Here is a 15089-nt window from a genome sequence, read left to right as displayed (position 1 = left end):
GCATTCTGGCTCGAGTTTTTAGCTGACGGGATAAAGACAGCGACGCTCCTCAACCGTGGCGCCGCCGATATCAATCCATTTCCGGGACTCCGAATGAACGTCAAAGCCGGCGTGCTCATAGAAGCGTATCGCCCTCGCGTTTTTAGCCAGCACCCACAAACTGATTGACTCGTATCCTTCGGCCGCGATGTCCTGTCGTGCTTGCAGCCAAAGCCGGCGACCCACGCCACCGGACCATGACGTCGCTTGCACGTAGATGGCCCAGATTTCTGCCCGGCTGGCAGGAGCATCCGCATCACGCGCGGGACCGAAGACGATAAAACCCGAAACCTTCCCGGCAATGCAGGCCACCAATAATTGGGCTTGCTGTTGTTCGACAACATGGCGCCACATGGTTTCACGTTTTGGCACGGACAGTGAGGCAAGATAGCGCTCTGGCAGGATGCCCCGGTAGGCATGCCGCCATACCTGGACCTGCAGCTCAGCGATGGTTGGACAATCGTCGAGAGTGGCGGCCTGTATTTCCATGTCCGTTTTATCCTGATGTTTCCCTGCGGGTATTCAAGCCGTGGCTAAATCCAGACATCATTGTCAGCCTGCAACTCGCCCCCCGTTTCACCGGTGTTCACCACACCTCTGGGTTCGATCAGCAACACGTGGCACTCGTTCTCCGCAAACGGCTTGTGTTCCGTTCCTTTCGGAACCACGAACATCTCCCCCTCGGAAAGGTGAACCGTCCGGTCCCGCATCTCGATGCCCATTGAGCCATGGATCACCAGGAATACCTCATCGGTCTCTTGGTGGTCGTGCCAAACGAATTCTCCCTGGAACTTGGCGACTTTGAACTGGTAATCGTTCATTTCCGAAATGACCCGGGGAGACCAGTGCTCTGCGAATTTGCTGAATTTTTCGGCCAGGTTGATGACGTTATCGGTCATGACGGGTCTCCGGTTGCAGAGGGGGCGAGCCGTGGAGAGCCGGCCCGTGTGAATCAAGGCCATGATCGCATAATGACGCGACCCGCGGTTACCCCGTTTTGCTGGTGGCCGACCATCAGTGGTTTTAAAATGTTGTTATCCGCCTATTGATCCGCGTTGGCAGACTGCCGTCACCCGGGAGCGCCTCATGGTCGACGCAAGCAAGCAAAGGCCCGTGGCCGTACTGAGCCTGAATCCCGCGGTGGACATCACCTACGAGATTCCCCGGCTGATAGCGGATCAGAAGGTGCATGCGTCCAACAGCCGTTACGATCCCGGAGGTAACGGCGTCAACGTGGGACGGGCCCTGAAGCGTCTCGGTGTGCAGGCCTGCACCTTCTGTGCGGTCGCCGGTGAGATCGGCCGGTTCCTGCGCCACCAGCTCGATACGCAACTGGATCAGGCCTGCTATCTTGAGGTTGAGGGCGAAACCCGGATCAACGGTACCATCATCGAAAGCCTCACCGGAGCCCAGTTTGAAGTCAGCGGTGTGGGTCCGGCGGTGTCGGCGGCGCAATGGACGCATCTGCTCGAACAGTTCGTCACCCACTGCGGAAAGGGGCTGGGCGTGATCACCGGGTCATTGCAGCGCAGCCTGCCGGACGATCTGTATGCCGATGCGGTACGCCGGGTGCAAGCCGGTGGTGGGCGCGCCATCGTCGATTGCCATGATGAGCAACTGAGGCACGCCATCGGCGCCCAGCCTTTCCTGATCAAGCCCAACCGTTTCGAACTGGAAACCCTGGTGGGTCAACCATTGAAGGACCTGAACGCCATCGTTCGGGAAGCACACCGGTTACAGGAGCAGGGAGTGAGCCGGGTTTGTGTGTCCATGGGCGCGGATGGCGCTGTGCTGGTAACGCCGTCAGAAGTCCTGAAAGGGGAGGCCCCTGCCGTCCCGGTGGTCTCCACGGTAGGTGCCGGAGATTCGATGGTGGCTGGTCTGGTGGCGATGCTGGCTCAGGACGCATCGGATGAGGACGCGCTACGCGAAGGCATTGCCTGCAGCGTCGCGACGGTGATGCAGCCGGGAACGGAGTTGTGCGATCGGGCAACGGTCGAATGGCTGCGTGGAGAGATACGGCTGACATCACTCTGACAGTAAGAAAGGGCGATAATCGCCAGCGCGATCAGTTTCTGGTAACGGGCTCCACCGGAAACCATGGGGTTATCCCCTCAATGCCGCTGCGGCGGATCCGCCACCACGCCTCTTCACCCTTGGGGGAAAAAGGTTGCACCTGAATTTGCAGTTCTCAGGCATGGCCGGTGATCTCCTCAACTTCGGAATACCCAGATGTCCGATCTCCGGTAAGCCACTGCCAATGTTCTTTAAGCACGAGACAATCGGCAGTGTCCTGGCTTGGCGTTGAGAAGCATTGGCCGGCCATCAGTTCGCCGTCGACATTTTCATGGTGGTAAACAAACTCCAGGTTACCGTCGGCACAGACCTTTCCCTGTAGGTGCCCGCTGACTATGTCGCCGCCGCTATACGTTGCCCAAACCCGGTCTTCACTTTGCCGATAATGAAACGTGGTTTGACCTCCGACTTCACCATTGTCGGAATTCGTCCTGCCTCGAAAAATGCGATGGTCGTAATTCACATCCATTCCTTGCGCCCGAGCTGTTGGAAGCATTTCTAATGCGTCGTTTACGGGAGTAACGCGAAAGCCACCATGAATTTGATGGCGACACTCGCAGCGATACCGAGAACGATGATGGCGTAAAACGCGAGCAGGTTGTCGTGGTAACGATCAATGAGCCAGAAGAATATGAACCCGGTGACAAGGTCGTAGATGAGTGTGATGGCAAGGCCCATTCCGACGATCGCTGTGAAATGGTGGATTAAGGCCACGACCAAACCAACGACCAGGAATGAGCCTGCATAGATGGCTGTTGTTTGCCCTGGCCGTCCAGTGTTCATGACGTGCCGAATACAGAAAATCAAAATGGCTAACTTCAGGATTAAACCCACACATCCTCTCCTTGGATTGACTGCTGATTAAACCGGTACCATCCCAGTGGCGTCCGGTTCCGAATTCACAACTGATCGAAGCCGAGATACATGCTCCCGCGTGATGGGCCCCTGGTTAGCTATTGCCAAGCATATACGCGCGAAGCTGCCGCTCCTCTCGCATGACATAGAGAATCAGAACGCGATTCCCATCCTCACGATAAAAAATACGACAGGGTGGAACCACTAACTCCCGGTATACTGAATTAGGGAGCTCTGGAGGAATCCGTCCGGATTGGGGGAAATCTTCCAAACGCTCGGTCTTATCGAAAACGTCCTTGACCAGATGGCCTGCGGCAGCAGGCTTATCCAGAGCAATGTATTCGGCGATTGAGTCCAACTCTTGAAGGGCTGGTTCCGTCCAGACTACTTCAGCCATTTACTCATTTTCTCCCTGGCTTCGCTTTGGCTGTACGTTCGTCCCTCAAGTACAGCACGCTCTCCCCGTGAGAGCCCCTCAAGCAACTCAAGTCGACGCTGCATGAACTCGTAATCCTGAACATCGACAAGGTAGGCGGATGGCTGACCATGTTCCGTGATCAGTATCGGCTCCTTGGTCAAATGCAGGTCGGCCAGAATCTTCGTTGCCTGGCGCTTTAAATTGGTAACAAGCTCAACTTTCATGGGTTCACCCTGAACCAGAATTATAGTGATACTATAGTATCACTATTAAGCTCCAGGCGGATATTGCGAGCCTGCATCCTAACCCGACCAAGATCGCCTCTTGGGCCGTCATGATTCGTTTTTTTCATTTTTAAACAGACTCTTAGCGTCCAGTCGGTTGCTCTGTCATGCCATCGTTTGACTTCTTCCTTTCGTGATTTCAATATAGCTGTATATTTAAACAGTATTCACGAAGTCCCTGTCTATGCCCCGAACCTTCTACCGCCGCGGCCCGGATCATCGTTCCGGCTCTGCCGTGTCTTTCCTCGATGTGCGTCGTCGCTTCCAGTTCCGCTCGGTGGAGATCGGGCGGTGGGTGACGGAGCCGGAGAAGGCGCGTAGCGCCGGGCTGTTCTATGACGCGCTCTGTGATCTGATGACGATTCTGGGTGGGACGGAGTCGCTGATTTCCCTGCGGGGGACGCTGGGGCTGCAGTACGGCATCGGCGGACAGCGGGGCGTGTCGGCCCACTACACGCCGGCAACGCGGAGCTTTTCGTTGGCCAAGAATGCCGGGCCCGGGAGCATTGCCCATGAGTGGTTCCACGCGTTCGATCACTACATCTGCGACAAGCTTTATGTCGGCAGTCCGCCGGGGGCGTTTGCATCCAAACGATGGCTGGGCAAGGAGAAGGGCGATGAGCATCCCCTGAACCAGCGCCTTCAGGCTTGCTTTGCGGCGGTGATGCTGGACGAGAGCGGGGAGGCGCCCAGCGATCTGTTCCGGCAGTCGGTGAAGGCGGACAAGGCGGCGGGCACGCTGTATTTCAGCCTGCCGGAAGAGCTGTGTGCCCGCGCGTTCGAGGCCTTTGTGCAGGACGCCGACTGCAAGAATGCGTTTCTGGTCCGCGGTACGCGTGAAACGGACGAGGCGAAAATGGGCCAGTATCCGCGAGATGAAGAGCGGGCACGTATGAACCGCGCGTTTGCGACCTACTTTGCCACATTGGGGAAGGCGTTGCAGCGCGCTGAAGCGTCTTGATCGTTACGGGCTTAAAACAGAATCCCATTGAATCCCGACGCCTCATACTGGCGGCCTATGGCAACGCCTTCTACGCTTTATCCAGTTCCGCTCTGCGGCGGACCAGCCGGCGTGTTGTTTTATGTCGCGCCAGATTATGACCTGTGTGAACAGCCAGCCCATGCGAGCCAACCCCAGACCGGGGGCATCCAGCCCATACCGGGAGCCGGGCTTTTACTTGTGAGGGCCCGATACTAACGGCAAGGCTTCAGGCCGCAGACTGGATAGTGGGAGCCCCCAGGCCCCATCAGCCGCGACGTGCCGTCGTGTATCGCAATCTGAGTAGACAGTATCGCAATCGAGGAGTCGGTTTTGCTGAATCAAGAAACGGAAGTCAGGCGTACCAGTGTCGATATCGGGTTGGGTTACGACCATGAGATCGAAGGTCTGTTTCAGTTCGGTGATGACGGCCCCTCACTGGAAGATGCGATCACCTTTGTTTTCAGCCAGACCCTGCAACGCGACGGCTATTTCGGTTCCTGGGCCCAGGCGTACCGCAACGGGAACGGCGAATACCGGCTGAAGATGACCAGTCCCTGCGATGACATGACCCCCTACGAAACGCTGGTGCCGACCTACATTGCGGCAGGCCGGGAGGCACAGGCCAGCTACTACGGGAATATTCCCTGTTCGGCACGTGAAGGCTGGGAATTTCTGCTGCCGTTCGGGCTGGCCATGGCGAACGTGAAGTCGGTCCAGCTGCTGCACTTTCCACCACTGGAGACGTTTACCTACCGCGATTACCTGTATTCCCCCACCAACCGACGTTGGGAATGTCTGCTGGCGCAAAACGGGTTTAACGGTGCCCATAACCACCAGGTCGAACGCATTGTGGATGTGGCGCCGGTCGCCGCTCCCGGCGGCGCAGGCGCGGAACTGGAGGACTACAACGAAGACTTTATTCCCTACGCCAAGGCGCAGTTGCGTAACTTCCTGCGCCCACTGAGCGAGACGGACAAGGCGTGGACACAGCCCGTGGTCGCCTATGGTGAGCCCGTCCACAGCTGGCTGACGCAGGCGTTTCATCTCGAGCAGACGCCTGCCGTGCTGGACATTGTCGAGCTGTCGATTCTGACGACGGAGGAGGGCCAGCCCGCGGCGAAAACCTGGGTACTGTGCGCCAATCACCCCAGCGAGTACCTCTACGATACGGACCTGCCGCTCAGTGACGCCTTCAAGCCCAATGGCGACTATCCGCCCCCGATCACCGTTATGTGCCAGGATTTGATCGCCGCTGGCTGGCAGGCCCACATGGCCGAACACCCCGATCACGATCCGCACCGGGTGTTGGCCGGCTTCGCAGAAAGGTGGGGTTGGGATGCGAGCGCCGGTACGGTCAAAAAGGACAAGGCCGATGCCATCCTGGCGATCATGAAAGAGCAGAACCAGGCGTTCGGATACGACAACAACAGCTTCACCCCGACCGAGGCGCAGTCCAGGGCCACGGCGTTCGTCCTGCAGCGCCAGGCCGATGCGGATCGCTACGCCGCCTACGCCTTCGAACCCGGCGCCGATCAACCCTTCAGTCACATCGCCATGGCCGATCATGCCCGCTTCCCGGCCCGCGACCGGCTGACGCAGGTTGGGGGCTATCTGCTGGCCTGGACGCCCCCATCAGCGGATGACGACGCCATCCATTACCGCCTGCTGAAGTACGACCGGGACAGCGGCAACCCGCTGGCGGAAAAAACGCTGGCCTATGGTACCTGGGACCGTGAAAAGTTCTTCGGCGACTACCGCCCGAATTTCGGCGCCTCGTTTGAACAGATCGAACTGATTGGGTTGCCGGGTTACGTGCTGAGCATCATCCCCGCGGCCGGGCGGCGGACCTACCAACTTTGGCACTTTGACCCCCAGGCGGAATACGACTGCCTGTCCGCGGGGGAGTTCAAGAGCGGCGGTTTCCGCGACATCGCGGCGGATCGGGAGCTCTATCCCATCGGCAACACCATGCTGGATCGCAAGGGAGCCGACTACCGGGTCTGGAGCTTCGACCCGCAGTCCAACCCGCCTCTGGCGTTGCCCACGGTGCAGGCTGGCACCTGGACGGCGATTGACGATCGCGATGCCATGGCCGTTGTTGGGGAAAACGTGGTCACCTGGAAGCCCGACGACCTGGCCGCCGGATGTCGCATCTGGCGCTTTGATGCCCGCCGCGAGAACCCATTAGGGAACGAGCCGGTCAATACCGCTGCCTTGCCGCCTGGCTTTGACGGCCAGTCGACCCTGTTCGGCGCGTTGCCCAGCCAGCCGGTCGATGCCGTCCGGCAGAAAACCCCCGGCACCATCGAGTTCATGCGCCAGGAGATAGAACACGTCGTTTACTACATGCTGGAGAGCCGTTCCTTCGACAACGTGCTGGGCTGGCTGTATGAGCGTAGCCGAAAGGATGGCTTGAACTGGGTCGGCCCCGACGCCGAAGGCTTCCGCGGGCTGGATATGTCCATGAGCAACCCGATGCCGAACGGGGAGCCGGCGTTTGTCAGTCAGTACCAGAACGGCGAACTGAGCGACCAGTTTGTGCTCGGCGGTCCGGCCCAGGACCCCTGGCACGATAACAGCGACGGGCTGATGCAGATGTTCCATGGCTACGAGGGCTACTCGAAGCGTGAGACGCCGACCATGGACGGATTTGCCTGGAACCAGGACAGCGCCGCGGTGTTGTCCAGCTTCACGCCGCATCAACTCTCGGTGCTCAATGGCCTGGCCAAGGCGTTTGCCGTGAGCGACGACTGGTTCAGTTCCATTCCCGGCGGTACCGACGTCAACCGAGGGTTCTCGGTCAGCGGTTCCGCCTACAACCGCCTGGGTTCCTGGGAAGGGGGTAAAGCCTATGAGGACTGGCCCGACGAGGCACACCGCCAGTCGCTCTGGAAAACCCTGTGGAGCCACGGCCACCAGGATTGGAAGATCTACTACAGCATTCTCTGGGACCAGGCGGTCTTCACCTATCAACTCTACCTCAAGGGCCAGATTCCCGAGGTGGATGCCGCCTGGGCCAAAGCGGTCCTGGAGGCAAAAGGTGGAAGCAATCTGCCCAGCTCGCGCTGGATCGCACCGCTCCAACAGTTCTTCGATGACGTGAAGGACGACAACCTGCCTCGCTTCAGCTACCTGGAGCCGGCCTGGGTTGGGGAGGAATGCACCTCCTATCACCCGGGATCGTCATCGAGCGGGATTGACTCGGTGGTTCCCGGAGAGCGGGCGCTCAACCAGATCTATGAGGCCCTGCGCAGTCGTCCGGAGGTGTGGTCGAAAACCCTGCTGGTCGTGACCTTCGACAAGAACGGTGGCTTGTTCGATCACCTGGCGCCGCCCTATGCCCATAAGCCGTGGCCCAACGACCGGGCGGACGGCTTTGAATTCGACCTGATGGGCCCGCGGGTGCCGGCGATCTTCGCGTCTCCCTGGATTCAGTCGCAGACGGTTCTGCGCAGCCCGAACGGGGAGGGCTTCGACTCGACGTCCTTCGCCGCGACCCTGCTCAACTGGTTCGGCATTGCGCCGCAAACCTGGGGCCTGGGTGATCGCATCCGGAACGCACCAACCTTCGAATCGGTGTTCACCCGGAGCCAGCCCAGGGAAACAGCGCCCACACTCTCGGTGCCATTTGACAAGAATTTTCCCAGGAATGCGTGAACCGTCGTGTTCCCGGACCTATTGTGTATGGATAACAGTCAATCGTGAGGGTAATCTTTGCACTTTCAAACGATCCCGATGATGGCTTTGATCGCAAACGGATAGTCGCCCGTTTTTATGTTTCATTACTTTGGCTTCGGTTCCAACATGAGCAGGCTCTCGCTGAAGGCCAAAGGCGTGGAGCCGCTGTCATCGAGACGGGCCGAATTGTCCGGCTGGCGTTTGCGCTTCAACGTACGGCACTTTTTTCGCCACGAGGGTGGTGTCGGCAATATCGAGCGAACCGGCCATCCGGGCGATCGCGTGCTTGGCGTGCTTCATGAATGTCCGGATGACGCGTTGGACCTGCTGGATGCGGCCGAGGCTTGTGGTTATGGCTACGACCGGATCGAGGTGGCCGTCAAGCCTCAGCAGCCGGCAGACGACAGCGGCCGTGCGGTGGCGGCGCTGACGTATGTGGGAACCCCGGAGTTTATCGACGACCGCTGCCGGCCCAGTCGCCGCTACCTGAATATCGTGCTGGACGGCGCCCGCCAGGCGGAGTTGGACGACGCGTACATCCGGGCGCTGGCCCGTCAGCCGACTCATGTGGTGGATGACTATCCCGAATTCACGCCACCGCCGGGCTCGTATCCGACCTTTACCCGGGATACGCTGGCCGCACGGCCGCTCTACACGGCGCTGTATGGTGCGGTGTTCGATATGACCGAAGCCCGGCCCCAGCATGAGTTTCTGAAGGGCTTTTTCGGGGGGCGGGACATGACGCTGTTCCACCTCAAACGGCTGGACAGCAGCCGGGCTGAAGAAACGATGGAAGACATTCGCAATGGCCATCTGAATCCGGTCCAGAGGCAATACCTCAATGCCTATCTGAACGAATACGCTCGAGAGTATCGCTACGTCGGTCGCTATGACTATCGACAGGACTGAACCGCTATCAACCCGATCGAACGACGATCAACTAGACCGAGGAATCTGCATGTCGTCTTTCCCGAGTGCCTTGGCTCACAGCGCTATCCAAGCGGCTTTTACCGACGTGTTTGTCGTTAGCGGTGCCATGGAAACCGTACTGATGGACCTGGACTGGCAGTTCAGCCGCAACATGACCATCGTCCGGGATGGTGAGCGCCTGATCCTGATCAACACCGTGCGACTGGATGACGCCGGTCTTGCCGAACTCGATCAGCTGGGCCAGGTCACCGATGTCATTCGCCTCGGTGCATTGCATGGGCGGGACGATGCCTTCTATGTGGATCGCTACAACGCCCGCTACTGGGTGATGCCGGGCCTGGAGACGAATAACGACGACGCCACGCAGACCCTGAGTGAGTCCGCGCCGATGCCGATCAGCGATGCCTCCTTGTTCCGGTTCGAAACCTCCAACGTTCCCGAGGGCATCATCCACCTGGACCGCGACGGCGGGATCCTGATTGCCTGCGATGCCCTGCAAAACTGGTTGGGGCCGGATGAGCACTTCTGCGATGCGTCCCGCGAGCGGATGGAAGGCATGGGCTTTTTCACACCGGCTAACGTCGGCCCGGTCTGGATGCAGGCCGCCGAACCGGAAGCCCGGGATTTCCAGCGCCTGCAGACGCTCAGTTTCCGACACGCCCTGTGTGGCCACGGCGAACCGCTGTTTGACACGGCCCGGGAATCGTTCAGCGCGACGTTCGACCGTCTGTTTCCGGGTTGAGCCAGCCCCTCATCGAGAGCGAGACGTCCCCGATGCTGAGCCATCTGCAACTGCCCGGATATCGAACCCTCTCATGCCTGTGGCGCCACTCGGGGAGAGTCGCCTTTGGCGCGCAGCGGTTGTCGGACGGGGTGGACGTCACCATCGAGACGCTGGACACCGACTACCCGGACCGAAAGCAGGTGGCCGCGCTTCACTATGAAGCCCGCATCGCCACCCGGTTGGCCGGGGTGGGCGGTGTGCGCAACATCAACGAGGTGCTGCCCTATGGCAGCGGCAACCTGGCGCTCGTTTCGGATCCCTACGATCGCTCCTTGGCCTCGATACTGGCTCGGCGTGACGACCGGCGCCTGCCTGTGGGTGAGGTGCTCGAAATCGCCCAGAAGCTGGCCCGTATCCTGGGCGATATCCACGGGCAGGATATGGTGCATAAGGCGCTGTCTCCCAACAACGTCCTGGTCGATACGCGTCGCGACGTGCTCGCACTCATCGGCTTTGGCGTCGCCTCGGAGCTGGGGCAGGAGCAGCAGACCACCGATCTGTTCAGCCAGCTGGAGGGGCTGTTGCCCTACATGTCACCGGAGCAGACCGGGCGCATGAACCGGAGCCTGGATTACCGCTCCGATTACTATTCCCTTGGGGTCCTGCTGTTCGAGTTGCTGACTGGCGAGACGCCCTTTACCGCCGATAACACCCTGGAATGGGTGCATGGCCATATCAGCCGTCTGCCGCCATCCCCCATAGAGTTACGGCCGGACCTACCCGAGCCGTTGGCCGCCATCATCCTGAAGCTGCTATCCAAATCACCGGAAGAGCGCTACCAGAGTAGCCATGGTCTGTTGCACGACCTCTCTCGCTGCGTCACTGCGATCCGCCAGGGCGAATCGCCCGCGACCTTTACCCTGGGAGAACAGGACCATCGGCAGAAATTCCTGGTTCACCAGGCCCTGTATGGCCGGGATCAGGAGCTGCATGCGCTGCTGGATCTGTTCGAGCAGGTGGTGAACGGTCATACCCGTTTCTGCCTGGTTCATGGCTATTCGGGTGTTGGTAAGTCTGCCCTGGTGAATGAACTCGATCGCTACCAGATTCGAGAACGGGGCTTTCTGGTGCAAAGCAAGTTTGATCAGTTCCAGCACGGCGAAGCCTACTCGGCCCTGGCCGCCACCTTTCGGGCCCTGGTTCAGCAGGTGTTGCTGGAGCCGGAGGAAAAACTGGCCGAGTGGCGCGCACGGCTGGTTGAGGCGCTCGGACCGAACGGTGCCCTGGTGATCGACCTGGTTCCCGAGCTGACGCTGATCATTGGCGAACAGCCGCCGGTAGTCAAATTGCCACCGGCGAAAAGCCGCAACCGGTTGCAGCTGGTGTTGAGTGCGTTTCTGCGTGTATTTGCCGGGCGCGGGCATCCGGTCGTGCTGTTTCTCGACGATCTGCAGTGGAGCGATACACCCACGCTTGAGCTGCTGCGCCGGATCGTCACCGCCAAGGATCAGAGCCACCTGCTTCTGATCGGGGCCTATCGCAGCAACGAAGTGGGGCCAGGGCATCCGTTGCGAGGGCTGCTGGACGAGCTGGACAGCCACCAGCGCATCCATCAGATCCCGGTCGGTCCGCTGGACAAGTCCTCGGTGGAGCAGTTGGTGGCGGCGACCCTGCGGTGCGACGTCAGCGCCAGTCAGGACCTGAGCGACATGCTCTATCACCGGGCGTTGGGCAACCCCTTCTTCACCAACGAGTTGTTGCGCGAGCTGCACGCCCAGGGCGCGATCTGGGCGGATCTGGCCAGCGGGCAGTGGCATTGGCAACTCGACCGGGCCAGTTGGGCGGATGCCAGCCAGGATGTGGTCGAGTTCATGCTGGACAGCCTGCGTCAGCTGCCCGCCGAGACCCAGCAGGCGCTGCAACTGGCGGCCTGCATCGGCAACACATTTGCTCTCGAGACACTCGCTACCATCTACGAGCATTCGGTGGCAGACACCGCCCGGGCGCTGCTGCCCGCCTTGAGGCAGTACACGATCGTGCCCCTGCACGGCGATTACCGGCTTGCCAGCCAGGCGGATGAAGGGCTGTCGATCAACCCCAGCTACCGTTTCCAGCACGACCGGGTCCAGCAGGCCGCCTACCAACTCGTCGAGCCGCAAGATCTCCCCGGCAAGCACCTGATGATCGGTCGCCTGATGTTGCGCCATGGAGGAGGGCGGGCCGCCGACGATCAACTGATCGATATCGTCAACCACCTCAACCAGGGGCGAACGCTGATCGATGCGGACGATGAGCGCCTGCGGCTGGCGGCATTCAATCTCCGAGCGGGTCGTCGTGCCCGCGAGGCTTCGGCCTACGAATCCGCGCTGGGCTATCTCAAAGTGGCGGCTGACTTGTTGCCGGACGACGCCTGGACGCGCCACCCGTCACTGATGGGCCCGCTGGCCACCGAGATGCAGTTGTGTCTCTACCTGACCGGGCGTACCGACGACGCTGATCACTGGCTGGCCATCCTGCTGGATCACGCGCAATCCGATCTGGAGCGCGCCGATGTACTGGCCACGCGGACCCGACAGAACGCCACACTGGGCCGGATGAGTGCGTCGATACAGGCCGCCATTGAGGGGCTGGCGCTGCTGGGTGTTGATTTCACTGAGCATCCCGGCCAGGCCGACATCGACCGGGAGCGCCAGCTCGTGGATCACTACCTGGCCGGCCGGGCTATTGCCGACCTGGTCGACGCACCGACTATCGATGATCCGGCCACCCTGACGGCCATGCGCCTGTTGATGGAAATTTTCGCCGCCGCGTTCCTGTCCGGCAGCACGCTGTTCAGTTACCTGGTGCTCAAAGCGGTGAACCTGGCGCTGCACCGGGGTAACTGTCCGGAATCCGCATTCGCCTACGCCGCCTACGGCATGCTGCTGTGTGGCGAACAGGACGAACCGGCCCTTGGCTACCAATACGGCAAGGTGGGTTTGGCGATCAACGAGAAGCTGGACGACCTCAGTCTGAGGGCGCGGGTCATCTACGTGTACGCCATGTTCGTCCACCACTGGAGTAATCACTGGGCCACCCTCACGCCCTGGTTTCGCAAGGGGATTGAGGCCGGCTATCAGTCCGGTGACCTGCTGTACCTCGCCTACAGTGCCCAGGATTGTGTGATCTGGGATCCGGGCATGGATCTGGAGACCGCCCGGCAGCTGCATGAGGACAACCTCGAGATCGTCCGTGAGTGCGCCTATCAGGATTCTCTGGACTCCGGCACGCTGTTCCTGCAGCTGCAGCGCAACTTTCTCGGTGACACCGAGGCGCCGTCCAGCCTGAGCAGTGAGGACTTCGACGAGCAGCAGTGTCTGGACGCCATGAGCGAGCGCCGGTTCCTGACGGGCATTGCCAACCACACTATCTACAGCGCCGAGATCAACCTGCTGTATGGCGATTACGAACGGGCGCTGAGCTTCGTGGAAAAACAGGACGCGCTGATCAAATCCTCGATGTCGCTGCCGCAGCTGGTGCGGTTTTACATCGTGGCCAACCTGACGCTTTCCACGCGGTATCCGGAAATGGATCGGGCGAATCAGCAGGCCACCCGGGAACGGCTCGAGCGCGATCTGGCCCGCATGACCCGCTGGGCGGATAACTGCGAAGCCAATTTCCGTCATTTGCAATGGCTGATGACGGCTGAACTCGCCCGCCTGGACGGTGAAAACGACGCTGCACTCGCCTATTACGACGCGGCCATCGATGCCGCCCGCAATGGAGGGTTCCTGCGCGACGAGGCCGCGGCCTACGAGCGGGCCGCCCGACATCTTCTGGCGCAGGGCAAAGGCCGGGCGGCGGAAGGCTACCTGCGGGGCGCCTACGGTCTATACAACCGCTGGGGTGCCCTGCGCAAGGTGGCGCATCTGGAGGCGGAATTCCCGGTATTGGGCGAACTGGGACAGGCTCCGGTCAAGGCTCTGGGAAGCGACCTGTCCGACCTGGACCTGGCGTCAGTCATGCGGGCCTCCCGGGAGATTTCCGGCGAGATGGTGCTGGACCAGCTTCTCCAGAAAACCCTCGCCATCCTGCTGCAGAATGCCGGCGGTCAGTGGGGCTGCCTGATTGTGCGTGCCGAGGGGCAATGGGTCATCGAGGCAGCCATTTTGCCGGAGCAGCGTCCGTTGCCCCCCAACATCCCGCCCGCTTTCCTGTTGAGTGATCCTCACGGCGTTGATATCCCGGTGCCCATGAGTCTGATCAGTCAGGTGTTCCAGCGCGATGAGGCTATGGTCTTGCACAATGCGTCCGTTGAGGGTTCGTTCGTGAACGACCCTTACATGCTCAAGCTGCAACCCCGTTCCGTGCTGTGTGTGCCGATCAAGCGGGAACGTTTCGAAGCGGCGGTTTACATGGAGAACAATCTGGCCGACGGCGTTTTCACCGAGGCCCGGGTGGAACTGATTCAACTACTGGCCGCCCAGGCTTCTGTGGCGATTGAAAACGCCAGGCTTTACGCCCAGGTCCAGGATTATTCCCATCGCCTGGAGGAAAAGGTGGCGGAACGCACCGCCGAGTTGGAGCTGCTCAATGAGGAGTTGCAGCGGCTGGCGGATCGGGACGGTCTGACCGGCGTCGCCAATCGGCGCTCCGGCGATGCGTATCTGCGGGATACCTGGCTAAGACAGCGGCGCAAACCGCAGCCGATGTCCGTCATCATGCTGGATGTGGATTACTTCAAACCCTTCAATGACGCATACGGCCATCAGCGAGGGGACGATTGTCTGATCCAGGTGGCGGCGGCGCTGACCGGGGAATTGCGGCGGTCGAGTGACATGGTCGTGCGCTACGGGGGCGAGGAGTTCATGCTGATCCTGCCGGAAACGGACCGTGACGGCGCCACGCAGGTGGCTGAAAACGCCCGTCTGGCCGTTGAGGCGCTGGGTATCGAGCACAGCCAATCGCCGTCTGGCGACCGGGTGACGGTCAGCGTGGGCAGCGCGACCACGGTTCCCCGGGAAAACGGCAGCGTCGAAGCGTTGGTGTATGCGGCGGACCAGGCGCTCTACAAGGCCAAGCAGAAGGGCCGCAACCGCATCAGCATCGCCTCCTGAGCCGATC

Annotated in this window: 12 protein-coding genes; 6 read left to right on the top strand and 6 right to left on the bottom strand. The window is 60.5% G+C overall.

Annotation, left to right across the window (positions count from 1 at the left end; translation table 11 throughout):
- Nucleotides 1-18: 18 nt before the first annotated feature.
- Nucleotides 19-528 (bottom strand): GNAT family N-acetyltransferase, encoded by a 510-nt coding sequence (locus J3364_RS07755; protein WP_349557793.1) that lies wholly within the window; start codon nucleotides 526-528, stop codon nucleotides 19-21.
- A 44-nt stretch (nucleotides 529-572) separates the two neighbouring features.
- The gene (locus J3364_RS07750) at nucleotides 573-938 is read right to left on the bottom strand and encodes a cupin domain-containing protein (protein ID WP_349557792.1); all 366 of its coding nucleotides are present in this window, start codon (nucleotides 936-938) and stop codon (nucleotides 573-575) included.
- A 187-nt stretch (nucleotides 939-1125) separates the two neighbouring features.
- Between J3364_RS07750 and J3364_RS07745 the strand changes: the two genes are divergently transcribed.
- Complete coding sequence (locus J3364_RS07745; RefSeq protein WP_349557791.1) at nucleotides 1126-2076, top strand: 1-phosphofructokinase family hexose kinase; 951 nt, start codon at nucleotides 1126-1128, stop codon at nucleotides 2074-2076.
- A gap of 154 nt (nucleotides 2077-2230) precedes the next feature.
- Here J3364_RS07745 and J3364_RS07740 read toward each other — a convergent pair whose 3' ends face one another.
- The 4 genes from J3364_RS07740 to J3364_RS07725 all read right to left on the bottom strand — a co-directional run bounded on the left by J3364_RS07740 (nucleotide 2231) and on the right by J3364_RS07725 (nucleotide 3612).
- Nucleotides 2231-2578, bottom strand: a complete 348-nt coding sequence (locus J3364_RS07740; RefSeq protein WP_502882485.1) for an avidin-fold protein — start codon at nucleotides 2576-2578, stop codon at nucleotides 2231-2233.
- A gap of 47 nt (nucleotides 2579-2625) precedes the next feature.
- Nucleotides 2626-2949 carry a hypothetical protein gene (locus J3364_RS07735; RefSeq protein WP_349557789.1) on the bottom strand — a complete coding sequence of 108 codons (324 nt, stop codon included), beginning with the start codon at nucleotides 2947-2949 and terminating at the stop codon, nucleotides 2626-2628.
- Nucleotides 2950-3064: 115 nt separating this feature from the next.
- The gene (locus J3364_RS07730; protein ID WP_123632950.1) at nucleotides 3065-3367 is read right to left on the bottom strand and encodes a type II toxin-antitoxin system RelE/ParE family toxin; all 303 of its coding nucleotides are present in this window, start codon (nucleotides 3365-3367) and stop codon (nucleotides 3065-3067) included.
- Complete coding sequence (locus tag J3364_RS07725) at nucleotides 3355-3612, bottom strand: type II toxin-antitoxin system Phd/YefM family antitoxin (protein ID WP_123632948.1); 258 nt, start codon at nucleotides 3610-3612, stop codon at nucleotides 3355-3357. The genes J3364_RS07730 and J3364_RS07725 overlap by 13 nt, the downstream gene beginning before the upstream one ends.
- 244 nt (nucleotides 3613-3856) lie before the next feature.
- Here J3364_RS07725 and J3364_RS07720 point away from each other — a divergent pair, with 244 nt between their 5' ends.
- The 5 genes from J3364_RS07720 to J3364_RS07700 all read left to right on the top strand — a co-directional run bounded on the left by J3364_RS07720 (nucleotide 3857) and on the right by J3364_RS07700 (nucleotide 15082).
- On the top strand, nucleotides 3857-4633 hold the full coding sequence (locus J3364_RS07720) for a CLCA_X family protein (protein WP_349557788.1): 777 nt from the start codon (nucleotides 3857-3859) through the stop codon (nucleotides 4631-4633).
- Between the two features lie 351 nt (nucleotides 4634-4984).
- Nucleotides 4985-8311: an alkaline phosphatase family protein gene (locus tag J3364_RS07715; protein ID WP_349557787.1), complete on the top strand. Its 3327-nt coding sequence runs from the start codon at nucleotides 4985-4987 to the stop codon at nucleotides 8309-8311.
- Between the two features lie 117 nt (nucleotides 8312-8428).
- Nucleotides 8429-9241 carry a gamma-glutamylcyclotransferase family protein gene (locus J3364_RS07710; RefSeq protein ID WP_349557785.1) on the top strand — a complete coding sequence of 271 codons (813 nt, stop codon included), beginning with the start codon at nucleotides 8429-8431 and terminating at the stop codon, nucleotides 9239-9241.
- 49 nt (nucleotides 9242-9290) lie between these two features.
- Nucleotides 9291-10004 carry a hypothetical protein gene (locus tag J3364_RS07705; RefSeq protein ID WP_349557784.1) on the top strand — a complete coding sequence of 238 codons (714 nt, stop codon included), beginning with the start codon at nucleotides 9291-9293 and terminating at the stop codon, nucleotides 10002-10004.
- A 32-nt stretch (nucleotides 10005-10036) separates the two neighbouring features.
- Nucleotides 10037-15082: a diguanylate cyclase gene (locus J3364_RS07700; RefSeq protein ID WP_349557783.1), complete on the top strand. Its 5046-nt coding sequence runs from the start codon at nucleotides 10037-10039 to the stop codon at nucleotides 15080-15082.
- Nucleotides 15083-15089: the final 7 nt, after the last annotated feature.

This window comes from Marinobacter sp. NFXS9 (assembly GCF_040148665.1).
GTDB lineage: Bacteria > Pseudomonadota > Gammaproteobacteria > Pseudomonadales > Oleiphilaceae > Marinobacter_A > Marinobacter_A mangrovi.
This window is presented reverse-complemented; position numbering and strand designations above follow the sequence as displayed.